General features: G+C 71.1%; 23 protein-coding genes. 16 read left to right on the top strand and 7 right to left on the bottom strand.

From position 1 onward, the window contains the following. Positions 1-3 precede the first annotated feature (3 nt). On the top strand, positions 4-819 hold the full coding sequence (locus tag AB0B35_RS01595) for a DUF3097 domain-containing protein (protein WP_361039389.1): 816 nt from the start codon (positions 4-6) through the stop codon (positions 817-819). Between the two features lie 8 nt (positions 820-827). On the opposite strand, the gene AB0B35_RS01590 is transcribed toward AB0B35_RS01595, so the two are convergent. Next, the gene (locus tag AB0B35_RS01590; RefSeq protein ID WP_361039387.1) at positions 828-2,144 is read right to left on the bottom strand and encodes a serine hydrolase domain-containing protein; all 1,317 of its coding nucleotides are present in this window, start codon (positions 2,142-2,144) and stop codon (positions 828-830) included. A gap of 183 nt (positions 2,145-2,327) precedes the next feature. On the opposite strand from AB0B35_RS01590, the gene AB0B35_RS01585 reads away from it, so the two are divergent. Continuing rightward, entirely contained in the window at positions 2,328-2,762 is a 435-nt protein-coding gene (locus AB0B35_RS01585; protein WP_239167619.1) for an NfeD family protein, read from the top strand. Further along, the gene (locus tag AB0B35_RS01580) at positions 2,762-3,769 is read left to right on the top strand and encodes an SPFH domain-containing protein (protein WP_361039384.1); all 1,008 of its coding nucleotides are present in this window, start codon (positions 2,762-2,764) and stop codon (positions 3,767-3,769) included. The genes AB0B35_RS01585 and AB0B35_RS01580 overlap by 1 nt, the downstream gene beginning before the upstream one ends. Positions 3,770-3,925: 156 nt before the next feature. On the opposite strand, the gene AB0B35_RS01575 is transcribed toward AB0B35_RS01580, so the two are convergent. Continuing rightward, positions 3,926-4,663, bottom strand: coding sequence for a polyprenol monophosphomannose synthase (locus tag AB0B35_RS01575; protein WP_361039381.1), 738 nt, complete (start codon positions 4,661-4,663; stop codon positions 3,926-3,928). Positions 4,664-4,821: 158 nt separating this feature from the next. On the opposite strand from AB0B35_RS01575, the gene AB0B35_RS01570 reads away from it, so the two are divergent. The 9 genes from AB0B35_RS01570 (at position 4,822) to AB0B35_RS01530 (ending at position 15,129) form a co-directional block, all read left to right on the top strand. After that, entirely contained in the window at positions 4,822-5,619 is a 798-nt protein-coding gene (locus AB0B35_RS01570) for an RNA methyltransferase (RefSeq protein WP_360529021.1), read from the top strand. A 103-nt stretch (positions 5,620-5,722) separates the two neighbouring features. Beyond that, positions 5,723-6,166: a hypothetical protein gene (locus tag AB0B35_RS01565; RefSeq protein WP_361039378.1), complete on the top strand. Its 444-nt coding sequence runs from the start codon at positions 5,723-5,725 to the stop codon at positions 6,164-6,166. A gap of 118 nt (positions 6,167-6,284) precedes the next feature. Further along, positions 6,285-8,105, top strand: a complete 1,821-nt coding sequence (locus tag AB0B35_RS01560) for a PucR family transcriptional regulator ligand-binding domain-containing protein (protein ID WP_361039375.1) — start codon at positions 6,285-6,287, stop codon at positions 8,103-8,105. A gap of 178 nt (positions 8,106-8,283) precedes the next feature. After that, positions 8,284-9,585, top strand: a complete 1,302-nt coding sequence (locus AB0B35_RS01555; RefSeq protein WP_361039372.1) for an aspartate aminotransferase family protein — start codon at positions 8,284-8,286, stop codon at positions 9,583-9,585. After that, complete coding sequence (locus AB0B35_RS01550) at positions 9,582-11,075, top strand: CoA-acylating methylmalonate-semialdehyde dehydrogenase (protein WP_361039369.1); 1,494 nt, start codon at positions 9,582-9,584, stop codon at positions 11,073-11,075. The genes AB0B35_RS01555 and AB0B35_RS01550 overlap by 4 nt, the downstream gene beginning before the upstream one ends. Before the next feature lie 361 nt (positions 11,076-11,436). Beyond that, on the top strand, positions 11,437-12,867 hold the full coding sequence (gene ngcE, locus AB0B35_RS01545; RefSeq protein ID WP_360529009.1) for an N-acetylglucosamine/diacetylchitobiose ABC transporter substrate-binding protein: 1,431 nt from the start codon (positions 11,437-11,439) through the stop codon (positions 12,865-12,867). Positions 12,868-12,938: 71 nt separating this feature from the next. After that, a complete protein-coding gene (locus AB0B35_RS01540; RefSeq protein ID WP_361039366.1) occupies positions 12,939-13,850 on the top strand; it encodes a sugar ABC transporter permease in 912 nt (303 codons plus the stop codon). Then, on the top strand, positions 13,847-14,782 hold the full coding sequence (locus AB0B35_RS01535; protein WP_361039364.1) for a carbohydrate ABC transporter permease: 936 nt from the start codon (positions 13,847-13,849) through the stop codon (positions 14,780-14,782). The genes AB0B35_RS01540 and AB0B35_RS01535 overlap by 4 nt, the downstream gene beginning before the upstream one ends. A 155-nt stretch (positions 14,783-14,937) precedes the next feature. Further along, a complete protein-coding gene (locus AB0B35_RS01530; RefSeq protein WP_360529000.1) occupies positions 14,938-15,129 on the top strand; it encodes a PspC domain-containing protein in 192 nt (63 codons plus the stop codon). Positions 15,130-15,194: 65 nt separating this feature from the next. Here AB0B35_RS01530 and AB0B35_RS01525 read toward each other — a convergent pair whose 3' ends face one another. From AB0B35_RS01525 to AB0B35_RS01510, 4 genes are all read right to left on the bottom strand, one after another. Continuing rightward, a complete protein-coding gene (locus tag AB0B35_RS01525) occupies positions 15,195-16,721 on the bottom strand; it encodes an ATP-dependent DNA ligase (RefSeq protein ID WP_361039360.1) in 1,527 nt (508 codons plus the stop codon). 36 nt (positions 16,722-16,757) lie between these two features. Further along, positions 16,758-17,990, bottom strand: a complete 1,233-nt coding sequence (locus AB0B35_RS01520) for a GNAT family N-acetyltransferase (protein ID WP_361039357.1) — start codon at positions 17,988-17,990, stop codon at positions 16,758-16,760. A 66-nt stretch (positions 17,991-18,056) separates the two neighbouring features. After that, the gene (locus tag AB0B35_RS01515; RefSeq protein WP_360535859.1) at positions 18,057-18,377 is read right to left on the bottom strand and encodes a DUF6300 family protein; all 321 of its coding nucleotides are present in this window, start codon (positions 18,375-18,377) and stop codon (positions 18,057-18,059) included. Between the two features lie 259 nt (positions 18,378-18,636). Further along, complete coding sequence (locus AB0B35_RS01510) at positions 18,637-19,614, bottom strand: BadF/BadG/BcrA/BcrD ATPase family protein (protein WP_361039354.1); 978 nt, start codon at positions 19,612-19,614, stop codon at positions 18,637-18,639. 271 nt (positions 19,615-19,885) lie between these two features. Between AB0B35_RS01510 and AB0B35_RS01505 the strand changes: the two genes are divergently transcribed. The 4 genes from AB0B35_RS01505 to AB0B35_RS01490 all read left to right on the top strand — a co-directional run bounded on the left by AB0B35_RS01505 (position 19,886) and on the right by AB0B35_RS01490 (position 24,264). Further along, on the top strand, positions 19,886-20,812 hold the full coding sequence (locus AB0B35_RS01505; RefSeq protein ID WP_239167626.1) for a MurR/RpiR family transcriptional regulator: 927 nt from the start codon (positions 19,886-19,888) through the stop codon (positions 20,810-20,812). Positions 20,813-21,034: 222 nt separating this feature from the next. Next, positions 21,035-22,453, top strand: a complete 1,419-nt coding sequence (gene ngcE, locus AB0B35_RS01500; RefSeq protein WP_360535863.1) for an N-acetylglucosamine/diacetylchitobiose ABC transporter substrate-binding protein — start codon at positions 21,035-21,037, stop codon at positions 22,451-22,453. A gap of 26 nt (positions 22,454-22,479) precedes the next feature. Further along, positions 22,480-23,385, top strand: coding sequence for a sugar ABC transporter permease (locus AB0B35_RS01495; RefSeq protein ID WP_361039351.1), 906 nt, complete (start codon positions 22,480-22,482; stop codon positions 23,383-23,385). 12 nt (positions 23,386-23,397) lie between these two features. Continuing rightward, positions 23,398-24,264: a carbohydrate ABC transporter permease gene (locus AB0B35_RS01490; protein WP_361039348.1), complete on the top strand. Its 867-nt coding sequence runs from the start codon at positions 23,398-23,400 to the stop codon at positions 24,262-24,264. 108 nt (positions 24,265-24,372) lie between these two features. Here the strand turns inward: AB0B35_RS01490 and AB0B35_RS01485 are convergent, their stop codons facing one another. Further along, positions 24,373-25,020 carry a class I SAM-dependent methyltransferase gene (locus AB0B35_RS01485; protein ID WP_361039346.1) on the bottom strand — a complete coding sequence of 216 codons (648 nt, stop codon included), beginning with the start codon at positions 25,018-25,020 and terminating at the stop codon, positions 24,373-24,375. Positions 25,021-25,113: the final 93 nt, after the last annotated feature.

Here is a 25,113-nt window from a genome sequence, read left to right as displayed (position 1 = left end):
CGCATGCGCTACAGCGATGATGTGCTCGATTCCTTCGACCGCCGCAAGCCCCGCCGGGTGACCCCCGAACGTGACGCTGAGCTGGGCATGGTCGTCGAGGATGCGGGCAGCGGGTTCTGCGGGGAGATCGTGGGTTTCGAGTACGGCGCGGTGACCCTGGAGGACCGCCACGGCCGCCGCAGGCACTTCCCACTGGACCCTGCCGCCTTCCTATTGGATGGGACGGTGGTCACGCTGCGCCGCCCGCAGGCCTCCGCCGCGCCCGCGCAGCCGCGGCGCACCGCGTCCGGTTCGGTCGCCGCCGCGCCGGGCCGCGCCCAGGTGGCCCGCGCCGGGCGGATCTGGGTCGAGGGCCTGCACGACGCCGAGCTGCTGGAACGCATCTGGGGCGACGACCTGCGCGCCGAGGCGGTCGTGGTGGAGCCGCTGCACGGCGTCGACGACCTGCCCGCCGCCGTGCGCGAGTTCGCGCCCGGCCCGGGGCGGCGGCTCGGCGTTCTGGTGGACCACCTGGTCACCGGCACCAAGGAGGCCCGGCTCGCGCGGGCCGTGGACAGCCCGCACTGCCTGATCGCCGGACACCCGTACGTGGACGTGTGGCAGGCGGTGAAGCCGTCCCGGCTGGGCATGGAGGAGTGGCCGGTGGTGCCGTACGGGCACCCGTGGAAGGAGGGCATCTGCGCCGCGCTCGGCGTCAAGGAGCCCGCGCTGTTCTGGCGGCGGCTGCTGTCGCGCGTGGACAGCTACCACGACCTGGAGACGCCCCTGGTCAACTCGGTGGAGCGCCTCATCGACTTCGTGACCGCGCCGTCGGAGTAGCCGCCGTCTCAGGGCTGCCGGGTGTGCAGGAACGTGGCGATGTCCAGCTCCACCGGGGTGCGCTCGGCGTCGCGGCGGACCCGCATCACCTCGCCGTCGTTGCTGCCGCTGTGGCAGCGCCACACGTCCGCGCCCTCCGTGGTGAACCGCCACGGGGTGCCCGGCACGGTGACCGGGGTGAAGACCAGCTCGCCCGCGTCGGCGTCGAAGCGGGCGGCGAACTCCCGGCCCATCCACCACCACGTGCCCTCCAGCTCGTGCGGCTGTCCGGCGGGTTGCGGCTGCCACGGCGCGGGGCGCTCCGGCTCGGCGTCGAGCACCTCGGTCAGCAGCTGCCGGCTCAGGTCGGCCATCCGCCGTCCGTGCAGGGTGTACGCGTTGGCGAAGGCGACCACGCCGGTCCGGCTGGGCCGGTGCGTCCACAGGTGTGCCAGGTAGCCGGGCATCGAGCCGCCGTGCCCGGCGAAGATGCGCTCGCCGCTGCGGATCAACTCCAGGCCGAGGCCGTGGCCGGTGGTCCACGCGTCCAGGTCGGTCATCACGACGGGGGCGCACATCTCGGCCAGCGTCGCCGGGGCGAGCACCGCCGGGTCCGGCTCGGCCAGGAACGCGGCCCACTTGAGCAGGTCGTCGGCGGTGGACCAGAGCTGCCCGGCGGGGGCCATGGCGCCGGCGTCGGTGCGCGGCTCCTCGTTCAGCGTGCCGTGCCAGGGGTGCACCACGTAGCCGCGGGCGAACGGCTCGACCTCGGTGTAGCTGGTGCGGGTCATGCCCAGCGGCTCCAGCAGGCGTTTGGTGACCAGCTCCGTCCAGTGCAGACCGGTCAGCCGGTGGGCGACCGCGCCGAGCAGCCCGTACGCCAGGTTGGAGTAGTGGTAGGCGCGGTGCGGCGGGTAGGCGAGCTTGTCCGGCGTCAGCGCGGCCAGGAAGGTGTCCAGGTCGGGGCCGTCGTGCCGCTCCCACCACAGGCCGTCGGGTTCGCGCTGCAGGCCGGAGATGTGCCCCAGGAGCTGGCGGATGGTGATGGCACTGCCGACCGGGGTGCCGGGCAGGTGCCGGTATAGCAGGTCGTCCAGGGCGAGCGCACCCTCGTCGCGCAGCTGCATCATCAGCACGGCGGTCAGCGTCTTGCTGATCGAGCCGATGCGGAACTGGGTGTCGCCGGTCGGCGCGGCCCCGGTCGCCGGGTCGGCGCCGGCCACGGCCAGGTGGGCCGCCCGCCCGTCGCGCACCACGGCCGCCACCAGACAGGGGGTACGCCCCTGCGCCTGCGCGCCCGCCACCAGCTCGTCGAAGCGTGCCGCGGTCTGCGTGTTCAGCGTCATTGTCACTCCACCCTGTGCGCCGGCGGCATTCGTGCGCCGCCGACTGCGCTGGACAACCTATGCGGACAACGGCGTCCGGGCCAAGGCGTTACCCCGGCTGGCTGGGCGTACCTCCTGATCTGTCCGAACGGACGAGGAGATCCACACCCCCCAACACTGGCGTGCGCGTGACACGATCAGCACGTGGAAGATTGGATGTGGTGGCTACTCCTCGCAGCGGTGGCGGTGATCGCGGAGCTCTTCACCGGCACGTTCGTGCTGCTGATGCTGGGCGCCGGCGCGCTGGTCGCCTCGCTGGTGGGTCTGGGCGGAGCACCCGGCTGGATCCAGGGCATCGTGTTCATCGGGGTGTCGGTCCTCTCGTTGGCGGTGGTGCGCCCCTGGATGAAGCACCGCTGGTTCCGGCAGGATGCCGATGCCGCCTCGATGGGACTCGCGGTCACCGAGGGCGCGGACGCGCTCGTGGTGGAGCGGGTCGACGCCGACAACGGCCTGGTCAAGATCGGCGGCGAGCTCTGGCGGGCTCGGCCGTACGACGCCACGAAGACGTATGTCCCGGGTGACCGGGTCCGGGTAGTGAAAGTGGACGGCGCGACGGCGCTGGTCTGGAGGGATTGATGGAGACTTTTATCACCGCGCTGGTGGCCATCATCGCGCTGATCGTCCTGATCACGCTGATCAAGATGGTCAAGATCGTGCCGCAGCAGCGCAACGACGTGGTCGAGCGCCTCGGCAAGTACAACCGCACGCTGACCCCCGGTCTGAACATCCTGGTGCCGTTCATCGACGCCGTGCGGACCAAGGTCGACCTGCGCGAGCAGGTGGTCAGCTTCCCGCCGCAGCCGGTGATCACGTCGGACAACCTGGTGGTGTCGATCGACACCGTGCTGTACTTCAAGGTCATCGACCCGGTGCGGGCCACCTACGAGATCGCCAACTTCCTGCAGGCGATCGAGCAGCTGACCGTCACCACCCTGCGTAACGTCATCGGCTCGATGGACCTGGAGCGCTCGCTGACCAGCCGCGAGGAGGTCAACCGGCAGCTGTCGGCGGTGCTCGACGAGAACACCGGCCGCTGGGGCGTCAAGGTGACCCGCGTCGAGATCAAGGCGATCGAGCCGCCGCCGAGCATCCGCGACTCCATGGAGAAGCAGATGCGCGCCGAGCGTGACCGCCGTGCCGCGATCCTCAACGCCGAAGGTGTCAAGCAGTCCCAGATCCTCACGGCCGAGGGTGACAAGCAGGCGGCGGTGCTGCGCGCCGACGGTGACCGGCAGGCCCGCATCCTGCAGGCCGAGGGCCAGGCCAAGGCGATCAAGCTGGTCGTCGACGCCATCCACGTGTCCTCGCCGGACAACAAGGTGATGGCCTGGCAGTACCTGCAGGCCCTCCCGCAGATCGCGGCCGGCGCGTCGAACAAGTTGTGGATCGTCCCGGTCGAGCTGACCAAGGCGCTGGACGGCATCGCGTCGACCTTCGGCGGCCTGCGCAGCGACCCGGAGGCCGCCGAGGCCGCCCGCGAGTCGGGTGCCGAGGCCGAAGCCGAGGCGCACCGCGTCGCGGCCGAGGCCGCCGCGGCCGTCAAGGAGATCGAAATCGAAACCAGCCGCCTCCCCAAGGAGTGACGGCCGCCCCCACCCCGGGCGACGATCTTGCGCGAACTGTGGGTATGACCCGGGTGAACCGGACAAACTCACAGCAGTTCGCGCAAGATCGTCAGGATCTCGGCGGTACGCGGAAGGGCCGGCAGCCGTGGCTGCCGGCCCTTCCGGGTTGACGGGTCAGCGCGGGTCGCGGCCCATGAGCAGCTTCCAGGGGACGAGGGCGGATTCGATCTGGACGCCGAGGCTCATCTTGGAGACGCCTTCCTCACGCTCCTCGAAGCGGATCGGGACCTCGGCGATGCGCAGGCCCTGGCGTACCACGCGGTGGTTCATCTCGACCTGGAAGGCGTAGCCGTTGCTCTGGACCGAGGCGACGTCGATCGCGCGCAGGGTGGCCGCGCGCCAGGCCTTGAAGCCAGCGGTGGCGTCCTTGACGCGCAGTCGCAGGATGGCGTTGACATAGAAGTTGGCCCAGGCCGACAGCGCCTTGCGGTGCCACGGCCAGTCGCTGGCGACCGCGCCGCCGGCGACGTAGCGCGAGCCCAGCACGACGGCCGCGTCGGTGTCCGCCAGCGTCTCCAGCATGGCGGGGATCGCGGTGGTCGGGTGGGACAGGTCGGCGTCCATCTGGATCACGATGTCCGCGCCCTCGTCCAGCGCCTGGGTCATGCCCGCCACGTAGGCCCGGCCGAGCCCGTCCTTGGCCGTGCGGTGCAGCACCGTGACCGGGACGGGCCCGTCGACGGCCAGCTTGTCGGCGACCTCGCCCGTGCCGTCCGGCGAGTTGTCGTCGACCACCAGCACGTGCAGGTTCGCCACCGGCAGGGCCGCCAGCAGGTCGACCAGCTTCGGCAGGTTGTCGCGCTCGTTGTACGTGGGCACGACCACGGTGATCTTCGGAGCGGTGCTCTTCATCGATACCTCAGGATTGGGGACGTCCGACCGGCTGAGCGGGTCAGGGCAGACGGCCGATGGACGGGCGGCGGTGGCCGATCCTACCTTCCGGCGGGGCCGATCGCCCCAAGCGCGGTGTCGCCGCCGGGCCGTGCCGCCCCGGACGGCAGAATCGGGACGTGGAACTGATCACCGATCCGGGCGACGAACGCATCGCGGACTACCGGGCGCTGACCGACGTCGAGCTGCGTACCCGCTGGGAGCCGCCGCACGGGCTGTTCATCGCCGAGGGAGAGCTGGTGCTGCGCCGCGCGCTGCGGGCAGGCTACCGGCCGCGCTCGTTCCTGGTCGAGGCCAAGCGCGCCGGTCAGGTCGCCGACCTCGACGGCGCGCCGGTGTACGGAGCCGAGCCGGAGGTGCTGGAGCAGGTCACCGGGTTCCACGTGCACCGGGGTGTGCTGGCGAGTTTTCACCGGCAGCCGGCGCTGGCGGCCTCGGAGGTGCTGGCCGCGGCCCGGCGCGTGGTGATCTTGGAAGACATCAACAACCACACGAACATCGGGGCGATCTTCAGGGGTGTGGCGGCGCTGGGCGTGGACGCGGTGCTGCTGTCGCCGACCTGCGCGGATCCGCTCTACCGGCGCAGCGTGCGGGTGAGCATGGGCGAGGTGTTCGCGATCCCGTACGCGAAGCTCGATCCGTGGCCGCAGGCGCTGTCGGAGGTGCGGGACGCGGGGTACACGATCCTGGCGATGACCCCGGCCGCCGACGCGGTGCCGATGCAGCAGCTCACGGATACCCAGCGGCTGCGTCCGGCGTTGCTGCTGGGGGCGGAGGGGCCGGGCCTGTCCCGGCACGCCCTGGAGGCCAGCGACGTGCGGGTGCGGCTGCCCATGCGCCGGGGCGTCGACTCCCTCAACGTCGCCGCGGCGACGGCGGTCGCCTGCTGGGAGCTCACCCGCGACGACCCGGCCTGACCGGGTCCGCAGCGGTTGCAAGATCGCCGAGCGGCCGGGTCTGCGCCGGATGGCGGGCGGTGCCTACACTGCGCGCCATGATTCTGCGAGGCGGGGCGACGCCGTGCTGACCAGGCTCGGGCGGCGTATCGGCTGGTGGGCGGTGCCGGTGGAAGTGCTAGCCCTGGTCGGGCTGATCCAGTTGTCGCTCGTGGTGCTTATCGCTCTCTTCGGCTCGGAGCCGGGCCCCTTCAGCTGGCGGATGTTCCTCTTCACCTGGATCTTCTTCGGGGCGGTCGGGACGGCATTGGCCTGGTGGGATCGGCGCCGTGCGGACCCGGCGGACGAGCCGGCGTGGCGTGCTCGGGCACCGCGCCGGCTGCCGGTGGCCATCGTGGTCGCCGACGTGTGGTGGTCGGCGACCGTCATCGCATCGAGCATGTCGGTGTATCAGGGCGGCCTGGGGCTGTGGTACTGCGCTCTGCTGAACGTGCTGGGGGTGTTCCCGCTGGTGCTGCTGCGTCATCTGGCCGACCGCCACGAGCGGGCGGAGACCGCCGCGTCGTGACCGGCTGGTCGGCGCGGCGCGGCGGCCTGGTTAGGCTGAACGCACCATAGGGCTGTCGAGGTCGGGGAATGGCCAGCTGTTGCAGACGTGCCGGGCGTGACGCCGTGGCGGGACCGCGGTGACCGCGGTGTTCCCGACGGTGCGTGAGGTGATCGCGCTCGACCCCGTGCGGATCGGCGCGCCGCGCCTGGTCGCGGGGGAGTCGGGGCTCGACCGGCCGGTGCGCTGGGTGCACTCGGCGGAGGTGCCCGACATCGCGACCCTGCTGCGCGGCGGCGAGCTGGTGCTCACCACCGGCATCGGCCTGCCCGCCGACGACGCGGGCGTGCGCGCGTTCGTCAACGACCTGGCCGAGGTCGGCGTGTCCGGGCTGATCGTGGAGCTGGGGCGGCGGTACACGGCGAGCGTGCCCCGGGTGATGGCGGCCGCCGCGCAGAAGGCCGGCCTGCCGCTCGTCGAGCTGCGCCGGCCGACCCCGTTCGTGCAGATCACCGAGGCGGTGCACGCGCTGATCGTGGACGCCCAGCTGGCTGAGCTGCGCGCCACCGAGCAGATTCACCAGCGTTTCACCGAGCTGAGCGTGGACGGCGCGGAGCCGGCCGAGGTGGTGCACCAGGCGGCGCAGCTCGCCGGCTGCCCTGTGGTGCTGGAGAACCTGGCCAGGCAGGTGCTGGCCTACGACGCGGCCGGAGACCGCGCGGAGATGCTCCTGGACGGCTGGGAGCAGCATTCCCGCCGGATCAAGGCGCAGCCGTCTGGCAGCGGCCGGACCGGCTACGACCCGGACACGGGCTGGCTGGTGACCCCGGTCGGCGCGCGCGGCCAGGACTGGGGTCGGCTACTGCTGCGCTGGCCCGCCTCGGGCACCGCGCGGGGTTTCGCGATCTCGGGCGACCGGGCGCCCGCCGACACCGCTCCGGGTGCCGCTGAGCGCGCGGCAGGTGCGGGCAAGGCCAGGCACCCGCAGGCGGGGCCCGCGACGGCCGCCGACCGGCCGGGGCTGGACCGGGACGGGGCATGGGAGGAGCCTGACGCGGGCCTGGCCGCGCCGTCGGCCACGCCGCCTACCCGGCTCACGATCCTGCTGGAGCGGGCCGCGTCGACCCTGGCGCTGGGCCGGCTCATCCGGCGGGACGCCGAGGGGCTGGAGCGGCAGCTGCACGGCACCCTGCTGTCGGCGCTGCTGGACCACAGCCTGCCGGTGTCGGAGGTGGCGCTGCGGGCCGCCGCGCTGGGCATCCAGCTGGAGCGCCGCCGCCTGGTCGGGGTGGTGGTGCGGCACCGGGACGAGTCGCTGGCGGCGGGCACCGAGGCGGGCCAGGCCGCGCTGCGCGACCTGGCCGACGCCGTTTCGCAGGCGCTGCGCGAGGCCAAGCAGACCGGTCTGACCAGCGCCGTCGACGACCGGGCGGTGGGCGCGCTGCTGGCGGTACGCGGGGAGGAGGAGCCCGCGCTGGAGTCCTTCGCCGCCGCGCTGCGCCGGGGTCGGGCCGGCACCTTGCTGATCGCGGCCGGCTCGGGCGTGGACAGCCTGCGCGAGGCCCGGCGCTCGCTGGTGGAGGCGCGGCAGGTCGCCGAGGCCGCCCGGCACGACCCGGCCGGCCCGGACGTGCACCGGCTGCCCAACGTGGGCCTGCCGGGGCTGCTGCACCTGCTGCGGGACGAGCCGCGGCTGCAGACGTTCGTGGAGCGCCAGCTCGGGGCGCTGCTGGCGTACGACGCCGAGCATCCGAGGGACGCGCTCCTGCCCACGCTGCGGGTGTTCCTGGAGCAGGGGCGCAACAAGTCGATCGCCGCTAGCGCGGCGCACCTGTCCCGGCCCGCTTTCTACGAGCGGCTGGCCCGGATCGAGCGCATTCTGGGAGTGGACCTGGACTCGGTGCAGGTGTGCCTGTCGCTGCACGTGGCGCTGCTGGCGAGGGACGTGTTGCGGGGCTGACGCGAAACCTTCGATTCTTCGGTGAGAAGCGCGGCGCGTACCCCTCCGGCTTGACGATGTGTCAGGTGGACACGGCGGCGGCTGGCACGATGTAGCTTGCCCGGGGCTCCCGGAGCTGGGAGCGTCCAGGGTGATCCGAACCACAGCCGTCACCGCCCGCCGAAGGACGTGTTAGCCCATGAGCACCGACGAACTGCTCAACCGCCACCGCGCCGTCATGCCCAACTGGATCAATCCGCTGTACGCCGACCCGATCGAGCTGGTCTCCGGCTCCGGCTGCCGGGTCACCGACGCGTCGGGGCGCACGTACCTTGATTTCTTCGGCGGCGTGCTCACCACGATGATCGGGTACGACATCCCGGAGGTCTCCGACGCGGTGCGCCGGCAGCTCGACAAGGGCATCGCGCACTCCTCGACGCTGTACCTGATCCGCAAGCAGGTCGAGCTGGCCGAGAAGATCGCCAAGGTGTCGGGCATCCCGAACCCGAAGGTGTTCCTGGCAAACTCCGGCACCGAGGCCAACGACACGGCCCTGCTGCTGGCCACCCAGTACCGGCGCAGCAACCAGATCCTCGCGGTGCGCAACAGCTACCACGGCCGCAGCTTCGCGGCGCTCGCCGTCACGGGCCAGCGCAGCTGGTCGGCGACCTCGCTGTCCCCGGTGAACGTCAGCTACCTGCACTCCGGCGACCGGCTGCGCGGCGTGTTCGCGGGCCTGTCCGACGCCGAGTACATCGAGCGCTCCGTGGCCGATCTGCGCGAGGTGCTGGCCACCACGACCGCGGGCGACGTGGCGTGCCTGATCGCCGAGCCGATCCAGGGCGTCGGCGGCTTCGTCGCGCCGCCCGACGGCTACTTCAAGGCGGTCAAGGAGGTGCTCGACGAGCACGGCATCCTGTGGGTCTCCGACGAGGTGCAGACCGGCTGGGGCCGCACCGGCGAGCACTTCTGGGGCTACCAGGCCCACGACGCGGTGCCGGACATGCTGACCTTCGCCAAGGGCATCGGCAACGGTTTCACCCTGGGCGGTGTGGTGGCCCGAGGCGAGATCATGGACTGCTTGAACGCGGTCTCGTTCAACACGTTCGGCGGCAACCCGATCAGCGCCTCGGCGGGCCAGGCGGTGCTCGACTACGTGCTCTCCCACGACCTGCAGTCCAACGCGGCCCGGGTGGGCGAGGTGCTGCACGCGGGCGTACGCGGGCTGAACTCCCCGATCGTGGCGGAGGTGCGCGGCAAGGGCCTGATGCTGGCGTTCGAGCTGGTCCGGCCCGGCACCCTGGACCCGGCGCCCGAGCTGGCGCTGCGGGTGCTGGAGGAGACCAAGGCCAACGGGCTGCTGGTCGGCAAGGGCGGCCTCTACGGCAACGTGATCCGCATGGGCCCGCCGCTGACCCTGACCGAGGCCGAGGCCAAGGAGGGCTTGGACATCCTGGCCGCCGCTCTGGCGGCAGCACATCGACAGGCGGTAGCAGCATGACTGGATATATCACCCATTTCGTCGACGGCAAGCCGTGGGAGCACGGCGCGACCCGCCAGGGCGAGGTGTACGACCCGGCGACCGGCGCGGTGGCCGCGATGGTCGACTTCGCGTCGGCGGCCGAGGTCGGCGCGGTGGTCGGCGTGGCCGACCGGGCGGCGCGGGCCTGGCGGGACGCGTCATTGGCCAAGAGGACCGCGGTGCTGTTCGCGTTCCGGCAGCTCATCCACGAGCGGCGGGACGAGCTGGCGGCGGCGATCACGGCCGAGCACGGCAAGGTGCTCTCCGACGCGGCGGGGGAGGTGCAGCGCGGCCTGGAGGTGGTCGAGTTCGCCTGCGGAATCCCGTCGGCGCAGCGCGGCTCGTTCAGCGAGAACGTCTCGACGGAGGTGGACTCGTACTCGATCCGGCAGCCGCTGGGCGTGGTCGCGGTGATCACGCCGTTCAACTTCCCGGCGATGGTGCCGCTGTGGTTCGCGCCGATCGCGATCGCCTGCGGCAACGCGGTGGTGCTCAAGCCGAGCGAGAAGGACCCGAGCGCGTCGGTGCTGCTGGCGTCGTGGTTCGCCGAGGCGGGCCTGCCCGACGGAGTCTTCAACGTGGTGCACGGCGACAAGGAGGCCGTGGACGCGCTGCTGACCCACCCGCAGGTGAAGGCGGTGTCGTTCGTCGGCTCGACGCCGATCGCGCGGTACGTGTACGAGACGGGCACCGCGCACGGCAAGCGGGTGCAGGCGCTGGGCGGGGCGAAGAACCACATGGTGGTGCTGCCCGACGCCGACCTCGACCTGGCCGCCGACGCGGCGGTCAACGCGGGCTTCGGCTCGGCGGGCGAGCGCTGCATGGCGATCTCGGTCGTGGTCGCGGTCGACCCGGTCGGCGACGAGCTGGTCGGCAAGATCTCCGAGCGGGTGGCGGGCATCCGCACCGGCGACGGCCGCCGGGGCTGCGACATGGGCCCGCTGGTGACGAAGGTGCACCGGGACAAGGTCGCCTCGTACGTCGACGCGGGCGAGCGGGCCGGCGCGAAGCTGGTCGTGGACGGCCGGACCGTCCGGCCGGACGCGGACGGGTCCGGGTTCTTCCTCGGCCCGACGCTGTTCGACCAGGTCACACCGCAGATGTCGATCTACACGGACGAGATCTTCGGGCCGGTGCTCAGCGTGGTCCGGGTCGGCTCGTACGACGAGGCGCTGGCGCTGGTCAACGGCAACCCGTACGGCAACGGCACGGCGATCTTCACCAACGACGGCGGGGCCGCCCGGCGCTTCCAGCACGAGGTGGAGGTCGGCATGATCGGCGTGAACGTGCCGATCCCGGTGCCGATGGCGTACTACTCCTTCGGCGGCTGGAAGGCCTCGCTGTTCGGCGACACCCACGCGCACGGCGCGGAGGGCGTGCACTTCTTCACCCGGGGCAAGGTGGTCACCAGCCGCTGGCTCGACCCGCGCCACGGCGGGATCAACCTGGGCTTCCCGACTCAGCACTGACCCTCGACCGGACCCCGTCCATGCGGCTTGAGCTGCATGGACGGGGTTTCGTCTTTGTGAGAGGATCGCCGCGCACTGCTCTGATCTTGCTGCTCAGGCACATGATCGGAGCTTCTGTCATGTCCGCGCGGGGGAGTTGGTGAAAACTTTCACCGCCGCGGGTAGGGGATCATGCGGGTTCGTGAACAGGCGGTCACCTGGTCATGAACGCCTGGGGGCGAATTATGGGGGTTCTGTAGAAAGTCTGCGTAACGTTTCTGCGGCGACATCTTGCCTAGTGACGACGGCGGCCGTAAGAATCCTTCAGAACACGGCCGAAACTTGTAGGGAAATACCAGACCGTCTCTGGCAAGGAGTGGGAATGGCACAGTCCGACCTGACCCGGCGTACGGTGCTGCGGCGTGCTGCCGCGGCGGGCGTCCTCGCCGGTCCGGCCGCGGGGCTGCTCAGCAGCTGCGCGCTCGGCGACGACACCTCCGGCGACACGTCCGGCAAATACGAGGGCACCAAGAGCGACAAGAACCCGCTGGGCGTGAAGGAAGACGCCCCGCTCGACGTCGTCATCTTCAACGGCGGCTTCGGCGAGGACTACGCCAAGGCGCACGAGGCGATGTACAAGGAGACCTACCCCAAGGCCGAGGTCAAGCACTCGGCCGTGGTGGAGATCAACAAGGAGCTGCAGCCGCGCTTCGTCGACGGCACCCCGCCGGACTTCGTGAACAACTCCGGCGCGGGCCAGATCGACCTCGGCGGCCTGGTCGCCCAGGGCGCGCTCGCCGACCTCACCCCGCTGCTGGACGCGCCGAGCCTGGACGTGCCCGGCAAGAAGGTGCGCGAGACCCTGCTGCCCGGCACGGTCGAGAGCGGCAGCTTCGACGGCAAGACGTACGTCCTGAACTACGCGTACACCGTCTACGGCATCTGGTACTCCAGCAAGCTCTTCACCGAGAAGGGCTGGGAGTACGCCAAGACCTGGGACGAGCACATCGCCCTGTGCAAGAAGATCAAGGCCGCCGGCATCGCGCCGTGGACCTACCAGGGCAAGCACCCGCGCTACATGTCCTGGCCGGTGATCTCCACGGCGATCAAGTTCGGCGGGCCGCAGGTCGCCATGGCGATCGACAACCTGGAGCCGGGCGCGTGGACCTCCGACGCGATGAAGGCCGCCGCCGAGGCGTGGCACCAGATCGTCAAGGACAAGTACATCCTCGAAGGCTCCCCGGGCCTGGACCACAAGCAGTCCCAGACCGAGTGGTGCAAGGGCAACGCCGCGTTCATCTCCTGCGGTTCCTGGCTGGAGAGCGAGCAGAAGGCGGTCACCCCCGAGGGCTTCAACATGGCCGTCGCCCCGACCCCGAGCCTCGGCTCGGGTGACAAGCTGCCGTTCGCCGCCATCCGCGGCACCGCCGGCGAGCCGTTCGTGGTGCCCGCCAAGGCGAAGAACGAGCGCGGCGGCATGGAGCTCATGCGGCACATGCTGTCGATGAAGGGCGCGAAGGACTTCACGGGCAAGGTGTCCAGCCTGTCCGTGGTGGCCGGCGCGGCCGAGGGGGCCACCCTGCCGTACGGCCTGACCACCGCGGTCAAGGCGCTGGCCGACTCGGGCAGCAACGGCTTCAACTGGGTCTACAACGTGTACTACCGCAAGCTGGAGCGCGAGCTGGTCGACGCGGCGTGCGGCGAGTTCTTCTCCGGGCGCACCACGCCCGCGGAGTTCCTCGCGGCCTGCCAGAAGGGCGCGGACCTGATCGCGGCCGACACCACCTTCAAGAAGTACAAGCGCAGCGCCTGACGCGCTGACCCCGGCGCCCGCCACGCCTGATGTGGCGGGCGCCGGTCCGCACTCGACGAGGAGGGCACGACGTGAGACACGGGAAGTATCCGCTGCTGGCAGCGTTCCTTTTGCCGCCGTTGGCGCTGTACGGCTACTTCGTGGTGTCCCCGTACGCCCAGTCGTTCCTGATCGCGATGACGAACTGGCAGGGGCTGTCGCCGGCGTACGAGTTCGTCGGCTTCGACAACTTCAAGCGCATGATGGGCGACGAGTACGTCTGGAACGCCCTGCTCAACAACCTGTGGCTGCTGGTGCTGCTGCCGCTGCTGACCATCGCGCTCGGCCTGTTCCTGGCGACCATGCTCAACGTGGGCGGCCGGGGCGGGCGCAGCACGGTCACCGGCGTGCGCGGCTCGGGGCTCTACAAGGTCATCTACTTCGCGCCGCAGATGCTGTCGGTGTCGATCGTCGGCGTGCTCTGGGCCGAGGTCTACAACCCGCGCAGCGGCCTGGTCAACTCCGCGCTGCGCGCCGTCGGCCTGGACGGGCTGGCCAAGGTCTGGCTCGGCGACCCCGCGTACGCCTTCTGGGCCGTGCTCGCGGTCATGGTCTGGGCCAACGTCGGCTTCTACGTGGTGCTGTTCGGCGCGGCCATGCAGTCCGTGCCGCGCGACATCTACGAGGCCGCGGCCCTGGACGGGTCGAGCCGGCTCAACACCCTGGTGCGGATCACCATTCCGCTGCTCTGGGACACCATCCAGGTCGCCTGGGTCTACCTGGCCATCCTGGCCTTGGACGGCTTCGCGCTGATCCACGTGATGACCCGCGGCGGCCCGAACTTCTCCACCGACGTGGTCGGCCTGCGGCTCTACACCGAGGCGTTCGGCGACTACAAGTGGGGCTACGCGTCGGCCATCGGCGTCGTGATGTTCTTCGTGACCCTCAGTGTCACCGTGCTGTCCCTGCGCCTGACCCGCCGCGAGAGGATCGAGCTTTCATGAGCGAGCAGACGATGGATGCCCCGGTTGTCGAACGCGGCCTGAAGGCCGCCGAGGCGGACCGCCCGGTCAAGACCGTCACCGGGGAGCCCGGACGGGGCCGCAAGGCCGTCGACGGCACGCTCAACGTGTTCTCGCACGCCTTCCTGGTGCTGTGGGGCCTGCTGACGGCGCTGCCGCTGCTGTGGGTGGTGCTCAGCTCGTTCAAGGACGACGCCGAGATCCTCGGCGACCCGTGGGGGCTGCCCAGCGCGCTGCGCTTCGACAACTTCGCCCGCGCCTGGACGCACGGCCACATCGGGCAGTACTTCGTCAACACCGGCATCGTGCTGGTCGGTTCGCTGACGCTGACCATGCTGCTCGGCGCGACCGCCGCGTACGCCCTGGCCCGCTACAAGTTCCTGGGCAGCCGGCTGGTGTACTTCGTCTTCGTCGGCGGCATGATGTTCCCCGTCGTGCTGGCCTTCGTGCCGCTGTTCAAGATCGTCGGCGGGGTCGGGCTGCGCGACACCCTGCCCGGCCTGATGCTGATCTACACGGCGTACTCGCTGCCGTTCACGGTCTTCTTCCTCACCGCGTTCTTCCGCACCCTGCCCGACGCGGTCGCCGAGGCGGCCTACATCGACGGGTGCGGGCCGTTCCGGACCTTCTTCCGGGTCATGCTGCCGATGGCCAAACCCGGCCTGATCAGCGTCGGCATCTTCAACTTCCTCGGCCACTGGAACCAGTACCTGCTGCCGGTCGTCCTGATCACCTCGGACGAGAAGCAGGTGCTCGCCCAGGGCCTGGCCAACCTCGCCATCAGCGAGGGCTACCGCGGCGACTACTCCCGGCTGTTCGCCGGCCTCACCCTGGCGATGCTGCCGGTGCTGGTGGTGTACGCGGTCTTCCAGCGCCAGGTGCAGTCGGGCCTGACCGCCGGCCAGATGAAGTAAGTGAGTCCTAGCACAGCCGCGCCATAGGGGACGCCCGTACGGGCCACGACCAGCGTGAATCCATCTGCGGACCGAGGGCGGGGGTGACCCCGCCCTCTACCGTCGAAGACAGCCGCGGCGAACACGCCGCACCGCTCTTCGGGGAGTTGACCAAGATGGCCTCAACGGCTCGGCGGCTGTACCGGCCGCGCCACGGACGCTGGATCGCGGGTGTCTGCGCCGGACTGGCGCAACGCTTCAACCTGCCGGCCTGGCTGGTCCGACTGCTGTTCCTGCTGTCGTGCCTGCTGCCGGGACCCCAGTTCATCGTCTACATCGCCATGTGGGTGATCGTTCCCGAGGAGTGAGCGCGGGGCGTCCGTAGATCAACGAGGGCGGTGCCGGGGGCCTCCGGCACGGCCCTCGTGCCGTGTCAGGCGTCGGCTTCGGACGCGCCGAGCGCGCGTACCGCGTCCAGGGTGTCGGCCTCGGCCGCGCTCTTGTCCTCGCGGTAGCCCAGCACGCGCGCGAAGCGCAGGGTCACCCCGCCCGGGTAGCGGGTGCTCCGCTGCACCCCGTCGAACGCGATCTCCACGACCAGCTCCGGGCGCACCGTGACCTGGAAGTCGTTGCGCTCGACCGCCAGCCCCAGCAGCCGCTCGGTCTGCCAGGCCAGCATCGCGTCGGTCAGGCCCTTGAACGTCTTGCCCAGCATCACGAAGCCGCCCTGCGGATCCCGGGCCCCGAGGTGCAGGTTGGACAGCCAGCCGCGCCGCCGCCCGTTGCCCCACTCGGCGGCGAGGATCACCAAATCGAGCGTGTGCCGCGGCTTCACCTTCACCCAGCCCGCGCCGCGCCGCCCCACCTCGTACGCCGCCTGCGCCGCCTTCACCACCACCCCTTCGTGCCCGGCCGCCAGCGCCGACGCGAACGCCTGCTGCGCCTGCTCGGGGGTCTCGGCGAGGGTGCGTTCCACCCGCATCGCGGCGGGCAGCATCGCGTCGAGCGCGGCCCAGCGCGCCGTGCCCGGCTCGTCGATCCAGTCCGTGCCGTCCAGGTGCAGCAGATCGAAGAAGTACGAGGTCAGTGCGCCGGACGCGCGCTGCGCCGCCCGGCCGGACGTCTCCTGGAACGGGCGCGGCCGCCCGCGCTCGTCGACCGCGATCGCCTCGCCGTCCAGCACGACCGAGCGCACCGGCAGCGCGCGCACCGCGGCCACGATCTCGGGCACCCGTGCGGTGATGTCGTCCAGGCTGCGGCTGAACACGGCGACCTCGGCACCGTCGCGGTGCGCCTGGATGCGGATGCCGTCCAGCTTCGCGTCCACGGCCGCCGGGACGCCGGTCGCCACCAGGGCCTGCTCCGGGTCGGGCGCGGACTGCGCCAGCATCGGGGCGAGCGCGGTGCCGACCGACAGCCGGAGCGCCGACAGCCCCGCCTCGCCCTCGGTCAGCGCCGTCGCGGCCACCGCCTTCAGGTCCCCGGACAGCAGCAGCGCGCGGCGAACCACCGCCGCGGGCACCCCCGCGGCCAGCGCGACGGCGTCTGCCAGTAGCCCGGCCTGCGCGCCCTGGCGCAGCTCGCCGCCGATGAGCGCGGTCAGCAGGCGCTGCTCGTCGGCGGTGGCCGCGCCGAACAGCGCCCCGACCGCCGTGCGTCGCCGGGCCTGCGAACCCTGGCCGCTGATCAGGCCCATCGACTCCAGCGCCGCGTCGACGGCGCGCACGTCGAGGGTCGCCGACTCGGCGGGCGGGGGCAGGTCGCGCAGCCCGGCCCAGCCCACGCCGATCTGCCGCTGCCGCAGCTCACCGCTCAGGTAGGCGGCCCCGGCCGCGATCTCGACCGGGTCGCCGCCCGCGGCCAGCTCCCGCAACGCGGCGGCCAGTAGTTCGACCTTCGCCTTGCGGCCCGAGGTGGCGGTCACGGCGGCCGACGTCGCGGCGATCCCGGCGAACAGCATGTACCCATCCTGGCAGGCCACCCCGACACGGAGGGGTCAGAAGATCTCCAAGGCGTGGGGGGCGCGGGTCCAGGTGAAGGCCGGGGCGGTGGTGGCGACGCCGCCGGGGCGCAGCTCCTCGACGCGGCCGGCGGCGGCCAGCGAGCCGAGGCTGTTGCCGCCGAGGTAGACGGCGGCCAGGGTGGACGTGTCCAGGCGCAGGTCGGCGGCGTCGGTGGTCGGCTCGCAGGTGGCGTGGTCAGGGCCGCCGCGCAGCCGGAACACGCCGCCGCAGCCGGGCAGCAGCTCGTCGACGACCTCCAGCACCACGTCGACCTCGGCGGCGTACCGGCGGCCGCCCAGTGCGGCGGGCACGTCGAGCAGGCGGGCCCACAAGCCGTCGCCCATGCCCATGCCCAGCCGGCGCACGTCGTTGACGAGGTACTGCAGGGGCTCGTCGATCGCGCCGAGCCACATTCCCACGGTGCGGGTCAGGTCGACGTTGAGCAGGAAGTCCCAGAGCATGGTGTACGCCGCCGGGGTCGCCGCGACCGTCTCCATGACGCCGACCTCGCCGTTCGGCCCGCTGTCGTTCCAGTTGGACCGGAAGCGGTAGAGGGCGTACCCGACCGGGGTGTCGCCGTCGAAGCAGACGACGGCCTGCAGCGGGCCGGCCCCGCCCCGGTGCCAGGCCTGGTCGGCGAGGCGGTAGTCCCACCAGCGGTCGTCGCGGCTCGCGAAGCCGGGACGTGACGGGCGCACCCGCTCGTAGACCTCGGCGACCTGGGCGCGGTGCACGGCGGCGGGTGCGGCCCGCAGGCGCAGCCCGTCCAGGCGGGACTTGTCGAACCGGGAGCCGTCGATGCGCACCTCGCGGCGGTCGATCTCGAACCTGAGGCGGCGGCTGGCCAGGCCGTAGCCGTACCGGCCGTAGATGCCCGCCTCGCTGGCCCAGAGCAGCGCCAGGGCCTCGCCGCGGTCGCGGATCTCGCGGAGCTGGCGGGTGAGCATCGCCGAGGCCAGGCCGCGGCGGCGGTGCGTGCCGGCCACGGCGACGACGGTGACGAACCCGGCCGCCAGCACGCCGCCGGGCACGGTCAGGTCCCGGGTGAACGTGCCGACGTGGCCGACGACCTGGTCGCCGTCCACGGCCAGGACGGACCGGTCGGGCTCGAACAGGGCCCGTTCCTCGGCCCACTCCCGCCCTTCCGTGTCATTGAGGAAGGCGCGCTGGACCAGTTGGTTGACCTCGTCGTAGTCGCCCTCGACGCCGGTTCGGAATGTCACCATGGGAGGTTCATAACCCGCGGCCGCGTCCGCGGCAACCGTATTCACCGGCGTGGCGTCGCGGGGCGGTCAGCCCGCTCGGCCGGCCCACCAGGCCTCGACGTCGGCGGCCAGTGAGCCGTCCCGGTCGGCCCGCTCGGTGAGCGCCTCCAGCCAGCGTCCGACCAGCTCGGAGACCTGGTGCAGGTCCTCGGGGCGCACCTGCGGGTGCTCGGCGAAGTACGCCAGCAGGCCCTGGGTCTCGGGGCGGCCGGCGTCGCATCGCGGACAGAGCCCGACGGTGCGGGTGCGGCTGGAGCGGGGCAGCGGCACCTGGGCGGTCAGGTACAGCGCCTCGGCGCAGCTGCCGCAGCGGGTGCCGCCGGCGGCCCGGACCTTCACGTCCGTCATCGCGACGCCTCGGGAGCTAACTGGCAGACCTGCACCGGTGCAGGTTACCGGGCGCGGCCGCCCGCGCCCCGCCAGCCCCACGCCGTCCCGCGTCCGCGCCGCCCGCGTACACCCGTCCGAGCCGCGCGCCGCGCCCATGATCGCTCGACTTGCCCGGCACCTGTGCGTATCTTGACGCGCCTTTCGCCCGCCTGCCTGGCAAGTCGGACGATCATGCGGCGCGGCGCGCGGCCCGGTCTGGTGTACGCGGGCGGGTCGGTCAGGCCGGGACGAGCAGGCGGGTGTGCAGGGCGACCGGGTCGGGGGCGGTGGGCAGGGCGGCGAGCCAGGCGGCTGCCGCGGCGGCGTCGCCGGCCGGGCGCAGTGCCGTGTCCGGCCAGCTCACGGCGATCGCGGCGGCCAGTTCGGCGGCGAGCGGGGTGTCGTTGGTGAGCAGACCGCCGCCGCGTACCAGGACGGTCGTCTCGCCGGGGGCGCGCACCATGGCCACGGTGTCGGCCAGGTGGGCCGCGCCGCGCTGGACGACGTCCACGGCGGCCGGGTCGTCGGCGTCGTAGTAGCTCAGCACCATGGGGGCGAGCCGGGCCAGCGCGATCGGGGACTCGGCCACGACGGCCTGGACCAGGTCGGCGGCGGTGTCGCGGCGGCGGGGCGCGATGGTGTCGGTGCCGAGCAGCTCGGTCAGCACACCCGCGGCCAGCGCGCCCAGCGGGCGTTCCTTGTCCAGGTCGCGCAGGGCGCCGCGGACGGCCTCGCGGCCCAGCCAGTAGCCCGAGCCCAGGTCGCCGAGCAGCCAGCCGTGGCCGTCGGCGACGTGGTCGAGCCGGTGGCCGCGGACCCGGGCGGCGATCGCGCCGGTGCCGGCGACGATGACGGTGCCGTCGGGGTCGGGGGTGCCCGCGGCGTACGCCGCCAGCACGTCGCTGACCAGCTGGGGTTCGCAGCGCAGGCCCAGACCGGTCCAGGCCTGGTCGAACGCGGCCCGCAGCGCGGGGGAGGCGCCGAGCTTGGTGTACCCGGCCATGCCGAGCACCGCCCCGGCGACGGACTCGGGCGCGGTGTCGCCGAGCGCGGCGCGGATGGCGCCGGTCAGCTCGGTCAGCGCGGCGGCCCCGTGGGTGGTGGGGTTGCCGCCGCCGGCCCGGCCGAAGCCGAGCCGCTGCCCGTCGGGCGTGGCCAGCACGGCCCTGGTGCTCGTCCCGCCGACGTCGAGCCCTAATACCAGCTTGTCCGACATGTCACCTCTTACCTCGTCCAAACGGTCAACGCTGGTCTGGCCTATGCGGCATTCATGCTCCCCAAAGTGGCCGCCCGGAGCAAGGCCGAGGCAGCATCGCCAGGTAACAGCTTTAAAAAGTTTGCCCGTGGACTTGACAAGAGGGGGTCGTCAGTAAGAACTTTTACCACTAACAGTTAACTTCCTTTCGGTTAACTGTTCGGGACCCGGTCAGTAGGAGAAGTCAGTGGTGGAGCGCGTGGAACCGGTCGCGGCGGCACAGTCCGCCCCGCTGGAGATCCCGCACGCCCGGCTCGGCCTGGACCGGCCGGACAGTGTGCTGGTACGCGTACGAGCGCAGCTGCCCGAGTTCACCGGAGCCCTGCAGCGCGTCGCCGAGCAGGTGCTGACCGACCCCGCGGGCGCCGCCCGCGCCACCATCGTCGAGCTGGCCGAGCGCTCGGGCACCTCGCCCGCCTCGATCACCCGCTTCTGCCGCGCGCTGGGCTTCGAGGGCTACGCCGATCTGCGCCTGGCCATCGCCGGCGAGACCGGCCGCGCCGCCCGCTCCGCGGGCTGGGCCGAGGACATCGGCCGGGCCATCGAGCCGGGCGACCCGCTGGAGCGCGTACTCGCGCAGATCATGGCGGCCGACACCCAGGCCATGCGCGACACCGCCGCGATGCTCGACCTCGCCGAGGTCGAGCGGGCCGCGGCCGCGATCTCCTCGGCCAACCGCGTCGACATCTACGGCGCGTCCGGCTCCGCCCTGGTCGGCGCGGAGATGCAGTTCTCGCTGCACCGCATCGGCATCGCCGCGTGGACCTGGCCGGACGTGCACAACGGCCTGGCCAGCGCAGCGCTGCTGCGCGAGGGCGACGTCGCGCTGGGCATCTCGCACACCGGGCAGACCCGCGAGACCGTGGAGATGCTGGCCGAGGCCGGCTCGCACGGCGCGGTCACCATCGCGCTGACCGGCTTCCCGCGCTCGCCGCTGGCCGAGCTTGCCGACATCGTGCTGCTCACCGCGAGCCAGGCCACCTCGTTCCGCCCGGACGCGCTGTCGGCGCGCCACCCGCAGCTGGTGGTGCTCGACCTGCTCTACATCGCGGTCGCCCAGCGCACCCACGACCGCTCCCACGCCGCGTTCCAGCGCACCGCCCGCGCGGTGGACGCGCACCGTTTCAGCAACGGCCAGAGCAAGGAGGGCGAGCTGTGACCGCCCCCGCCTGCGCCGTGCTGCCACTGACCGTGCTCGACCCGATCGAGCACTGGGCCGACACCACATCGAGCAATGACGCTCGGTGTGGTGCCGCACTGATCCCCGGTGCGGCCGGGTCCGCCGCGGAAGCGGGTTCGCCCGTGACCGCGACCGCTACAGGCACCGCCTCACCACACCCTCGAGTCACTATCTCAGCGACCCGAATCTGAGGAGACAATGATGTCCAACCACACCGACAGCCCGTCGGAGCTGAGCCGTCGCAGCGTGCTGCGCCGGACTGCGGCCGTCGGCCTGCTGGCCACCCCCGCCGCCGGTCTGCTCTCCGCCTGCGTCGGCGGCGGCACCGACGAGCCCAACGCCTCGGCGACCGGCGACAAGAGCGCCGAGAACCCCCTGGGTGTCGCGACCGAGACCCCGGTCGAGGTTGTGATCTTCGATGGCGGTCTGGGCACCAAGTACGCCACGGACGTGCACATCCCGTCGTACAAGGCGAAGTTCCCGAAGTCGGAGGTGAAGTACTCCTCGACGCAGGAGGTCTCCACCACCCTGCAGCCGCGCTTCGCGAGCAACACCCCGCCGGACATGGTGAACAACGCCGGCTCGAAGCTGATGGACCAGGGCAAGCTCGTCGAGGCCGGCCAGGTCGCCGACCTGAGCGACCTGTTCGCCGCCCCCTCGCTGGACATCACCGGCAAGACCGTCGGTGAGACCCTGATCCCGGGCACCATCGAGCAGGGCACCTTCAACGGCAAGCCGTACGTGCTGAACTACGCCTACACCGTGTTCGGCCTGTGGTACTCCGGCAAGCTGTTCAAGGACAACGGCTGGACCGCGCCGACCACCTGGGCCGACTTCACCGCGCTGCTGGAGAAGATGAAGGCCAAGGGCATCACCCCGTACTCGTACGCGGGCGCCAACGCGGCCTACTACCAGTACCTGGTCATCCTGACCACCGCCGCCAAGATCGGCGGCGCGGACGTGCTCAAGGCGATCGACAACCTCGAGCCGAACGCGTGGAAGAACGACGCCGTCAAGCAGGCCGCCACCCTGTGGGGCGAGATCGGCGCCAAGTACGGCAACAAGGCGCACCTGGGCCTGAAGCACACCGAGGTTCAGCTGCAGCAGAACCAGTACAAGGTGGGCTTCTACCCGTCGGGTTCCTGGCTGGAGAACGAGCAGTCCAAGGACACCCCGGCCGGCTTCGACTACCAGGTCGCCGCCATCCCGGCCGCGACCGCGTCGGACAAGCTCCCGGCCACGGGCCTCTACGCCGCCGCGGGCGAGATGTACTTCGTCGCCAGCAAGGGCAAGAACGTCCAGGGTGGCAAGGAGTACCTGCGCCACATGCTGTCCAAGGCCGGCGCGAAGGGCTTCACCGAGCTCACCAAGTCGCTGACCGTCGTCACCGGCGCGGCCGAGGGCCTGACCCTCTCGCCCGGTCTGACCTCGGCCAACGCGGCGCTGACCGCGGCCGGTGCGGCCAACTTCAGCTTCCGCTGGGACGCCTGGTACAAGAACCTGGACGACGAGTGCCGCGCCGCCACCAACGAGCTGATGTTCCAGGGTGGCACCGCCGACAAGTTCTGCGACCGTATGCAGGCTGCGGCTGACAAGACCGAGAAGAAGTTCTCCCGCTAATCCCCCCGAAGCCGGAGTAGTTGATCATGCGGCAAGGTAAATACCCGTTCGTCATCGGGTTCCTGATCGCCCCACTCGCCCTGTACGGCATGTTCGTCCTGCGCCCGATCGCCGCGGCGGTCCAGGTGTCCATGACGAACTGGAGCGGTCTGTCCCCGGATTTCGATTTCGTCGGCCTGGAGAACTTCCAGAAGCTCCTCGACGACGACAAGGTATGGCTGGCGGCGAAGCACCACGTCTTCCTGTTGGTCACCTTGCCGGTGATCACGATCGCCCTCGCCCTGTTCTTCGCGTTCCTGTTGAACATGGGCGGGGGCACCCGCGGCGGCGTCATGACCGGGGTCTGGGGGTCGAAGTTCTACCGCGTGGTGTTCTTCCTCCCCCAGGTCCTGGCCGTGGTCATCGTCGGCGTCATCTTCGGCCGGGTGTACGCCCCCGACGGCAGCGGCATCCTGAACCGCTTCCTCGAACTGTTCGGCATCGACGCGGTGCAGTTCATGGCCGAGTACGGCCTCTGGTCGATCCTCGGCGTGCTGGTCTGGCAGGCGGTCGGCTTCTACGTGGTGCTGTTCGCCGCGGGCATGTCCAGCATCCCGGCTGAGATCTACGAGGCTGCCGTGATGGACGGCGCGAGCCGGGTCACCATCTTCTTCCGGGTCACCATCCCGCTGCTGATGGAGACCGTGAAGGTCGCCTGGGTTTACCTGGGCATCCTGGCCATGGACGCGTTCGCCCTGGTGATGGTGCTCTCCATCGACGAGGGCGGCCCGGACGGGGCCACCACCGTGCTGCCGGTGCAGATCTACAAGTCGGGCATCCGGGAGTCGGACTACGGCTACGCGTCGGCGCTCGGCGTGGCGCTGGCCGTCTTCACCATCATCTTCGCGGTGCTGTCCCTGCGGGGCGGCAAGCGCAACGCGGTCGAGCACTGAGCGGGGTCTGTCGTGGCAAACAAGTCTGAGAAGCGCTCCAGCGCCGGCGTCCTGAACAAGCTTTCCCACGTCGCGCTGGCCGTCTGGGCGATCCTGATCATCTACCCGCTGATCTTCACGTTCCTGGCCGCGTTCAAGTCCAACACCGAGATCTTCATCGGCAACCCGTTCGCGCTGCCGAGCCACTGGGACTTCAACTCGTTCGCCCGCGCCTGGACCGAGGCGAAGGTCGGCACGTACTTCCTGAACAGCCTGTTCGTGGTGTCGGTCTCGACCTTCGGCACCATGGTGCTGGGCGCGATGGCCGCGTACGTGCTGGCCCGCTACGAGTTCATCGGGAACCGGTTCATCTACTTCCTGTTCATCGCGGGCCTGGCCTTCCCGGTCTACCTGGCGCTCACCCCGCTCTACATCGTGGTGCAGGAGCTGGGCCTGCTCGGCACGCACACCGGCCTGATCCTGGTGTACATCGCCTACTCACTGCCCTTCACCGTCTTCTTCCTGGCCGCGTTCTTCAAGACCCTCCCGAACGCGGTCGCCGAAGCGGCGATGATCGACGGCGCCTCACACACGAAGCTGTTCTTCCGGGTCATGATGCCCATGGCCAAGCCAGGCCTGATCAGCATCACGATCTTCAACATCATCGGCCAGTGGAACCAGTACGTCCTGCCGGTCTCCCTGCTCCCCGGCGGTGCCGAGGGCCAGGAGAAGTGGCTGCTCACCCAGGGCATCGCCAACATCTCCACGGCGGCGGGCTACCAGGCCGACTGGCCCGCCCTCTTCGCCGCCCTCTCCATCGCGATCATCCCCATGATCATCGTCTACACCATCTTCCAGCGCCAGATCCAATCCGGCCTCACCGCCGGCGCCGTGAAGTAACCCCACCCCACCCCTTCGCTCCAAGATCGCGACGATCTTGCGCGAGTGGCCCCTGATGCGTCCGTCATAGGCGTGTCGTGGGGGTCACCCACGCAAGATCGTCGCTTTTCAGTATGGGCGGGCGACGGTGCAGTAGGCGTAGAGGTGGGTTTGGGGTTGGGCGTCCACGGTGGGGAGGGCGGGTTCCCAGAGGTCGGTGACCAGGTCTTCGACGGTGAAACCGTGGCGGTTGAGGAGATGTTTCAGGTCTTCGCGGGGGTAGGCGGTGAGGGGGACCCGGGTGCCGAGGAAGTCGCGCATGAGGTGGTCGGAGTCGCCTTCGACCATGCCGACGGCGAAGTAGCCCGTGTGGTCGAGGACGTGGTGGATGTCCTCCAGGGCCTTGTCAATGTCGGCGCGGGAGAGCATGAGCAGGGAGAAGAAGGCGACGACGGCGTCGAAGCGCTGCTGGGTGGGGTGCAGGCCGTCGAGGTCGAAGAGGTCGCGTTCGACGAAGATCGCCTCGGGGACGGTGTGGCGGGCGAGTTCGAGCATGACCGGGGAGGTGTCGATGCCGACGACGTGGCAGCCGCCGTCGATGAGTTGGCGGGCGGTGGGGGTGCCTGAGCCGCAGCCGACGTCCAGGACGAGCGGGTGTTCGCGGTCGGCGAGGCGGTCGAGCAGCCAGCGGCCTGCGGCGAGCTGGCCGGGGCGGTCCGCGAAGGCTTCGCTGTAGGTCGCGCCGATCCGGTCGAACACGGGCTCCGATGCGGTCATATGTCCTATATATCTGCGCTGAGCCGTGGCCGGGGCCGAATCTCCGGTCCCGGGGCGCTGAAGGCCTTCCGCCCGCCGCGCAGCCCGGTCTGC

This window comes from Catellatospora sp. NPDC049133, from assembly GCF_040648455.1.
In the GTDB taxonomy this organism is placed as follows: Bacteria; Actinomycetota; Actinomycetes; order Mycobacteriales; family Micromonosporaceae; genus Catellatospora; species Catellatospora aurea.
The sequence above is the reverse complement of the archived record's forward strand: the minus strand, read 5'-3'. Positions and strand labels throughout refer to the sequence as shown.

Coding starts and splice junctions, on each gene's coding strand:
- AB0B35_RS01595 (WP_361039389.1), top strand. CDS start 4: ATGCGCTACAGCGATGATGTGCTCGATTCCTTCGACCGCCGCAAGCCC.
- AB0B35_RS01590 (WP_361039387.1), bottom strand. CDS start 2,144: ATGACGCTGAACACGCAGACCGCGGCACGCTTCGACGAGCTGGTGGCG.
- AB0B35_RS01580 (WP_361039384.1), top strand. CDS start 2,762: ATGGAGACTTTTATCACCGCGCTGGTGGCCATCATCGCGCTGATCGTC.
- AB0B35_RS01575 (WP_361039381.1), bottom strand. CDS start 4,663: ATGAAGAGCACCGCTCCGAAGATCACCGTGGTCGTGCCCACGTACAAC.
- AB0B35_RS01555 (WP_361039372.1), top strand. CDS start 8,284: ATGAGCACCGACGAACTGCTCAACCGCCACCGCGCCGTCATGCCCAAC.
- AB0B35_RS01550 (WP_361039369.1), top strand. CDS start 9,582: ATGACTGGATATATCACCCATTTCGTCGACGGCAAGCCGTGGGAGCAC.
- ngcE (WP_360529009.1), top strand. CDS start 11,437: ATGGCACAGTCCGACCTGACCCGGCGTACGGTGCTGCGGCGTGCTGCC.
- AB0B35_RS01535 (WP_361039364.1), top strand. CDS start 13,847: ATGAGCGAGCAGACGATGGATGCCCCGGTTGTCGAACGCGGCCTGAAG.
- AB0B35_RS01530 (WP_360529000.1), top strand. CDS start 14,938: ATGGCCTCAACGGCTCGGCGGCTGTACCGGCCGCGCCACGGACGCTGG.
- AB0B35_RS01525 (WP_361039360.1), bottom strand. CDS start 16,721: ATGCTGTTCGCCGGGATCGCCGCGACGTCGGCCGCCGTGACCGCCACC.
- AB0B35_RS01520 (WP_361039357.1), bottom strand. CDS start 17,990: ATGGTGACATTCCGAACCGGCGTCGAGGGCGACTACGACGAGGTCAAC.
- AB0B35_RS01515 (WP_360535859.1), bottom strand. CDS start 18,377: ATGACGGACGTGAAGGTCCGGGCCGCCGGCGGCACCCGCTGCGGCAGC.
- AB0B35_RS01510 (WP_361039354.1), bottom strand. CDS start 19,614: ATGTCGGACAAGCTGGTATTAGGGCTCGACGTCGGCGGGACGAGCACC.
- ngcE (WP_360535863.1), top strand. CDS start 21,035: ATGTCCAACCACACCGACAGCCCGTCGGAGCTGAGCCGTCGCAGCGTG.
- AB0B35_RS01495 (WP_361039351.1), top strand. CDS start 22,480: ATGCGGCAAGGTAAATACCCGTTCGTCATCGGGTTCCTGATCGCCCCA.
- AB0B35_RS01485 (WP_361039346.1), bottom strand. CDS start 25,020: ATGACCGCATCGGAGCCCGTGTTCGACCGGATCGGCGCGACCTACAGC.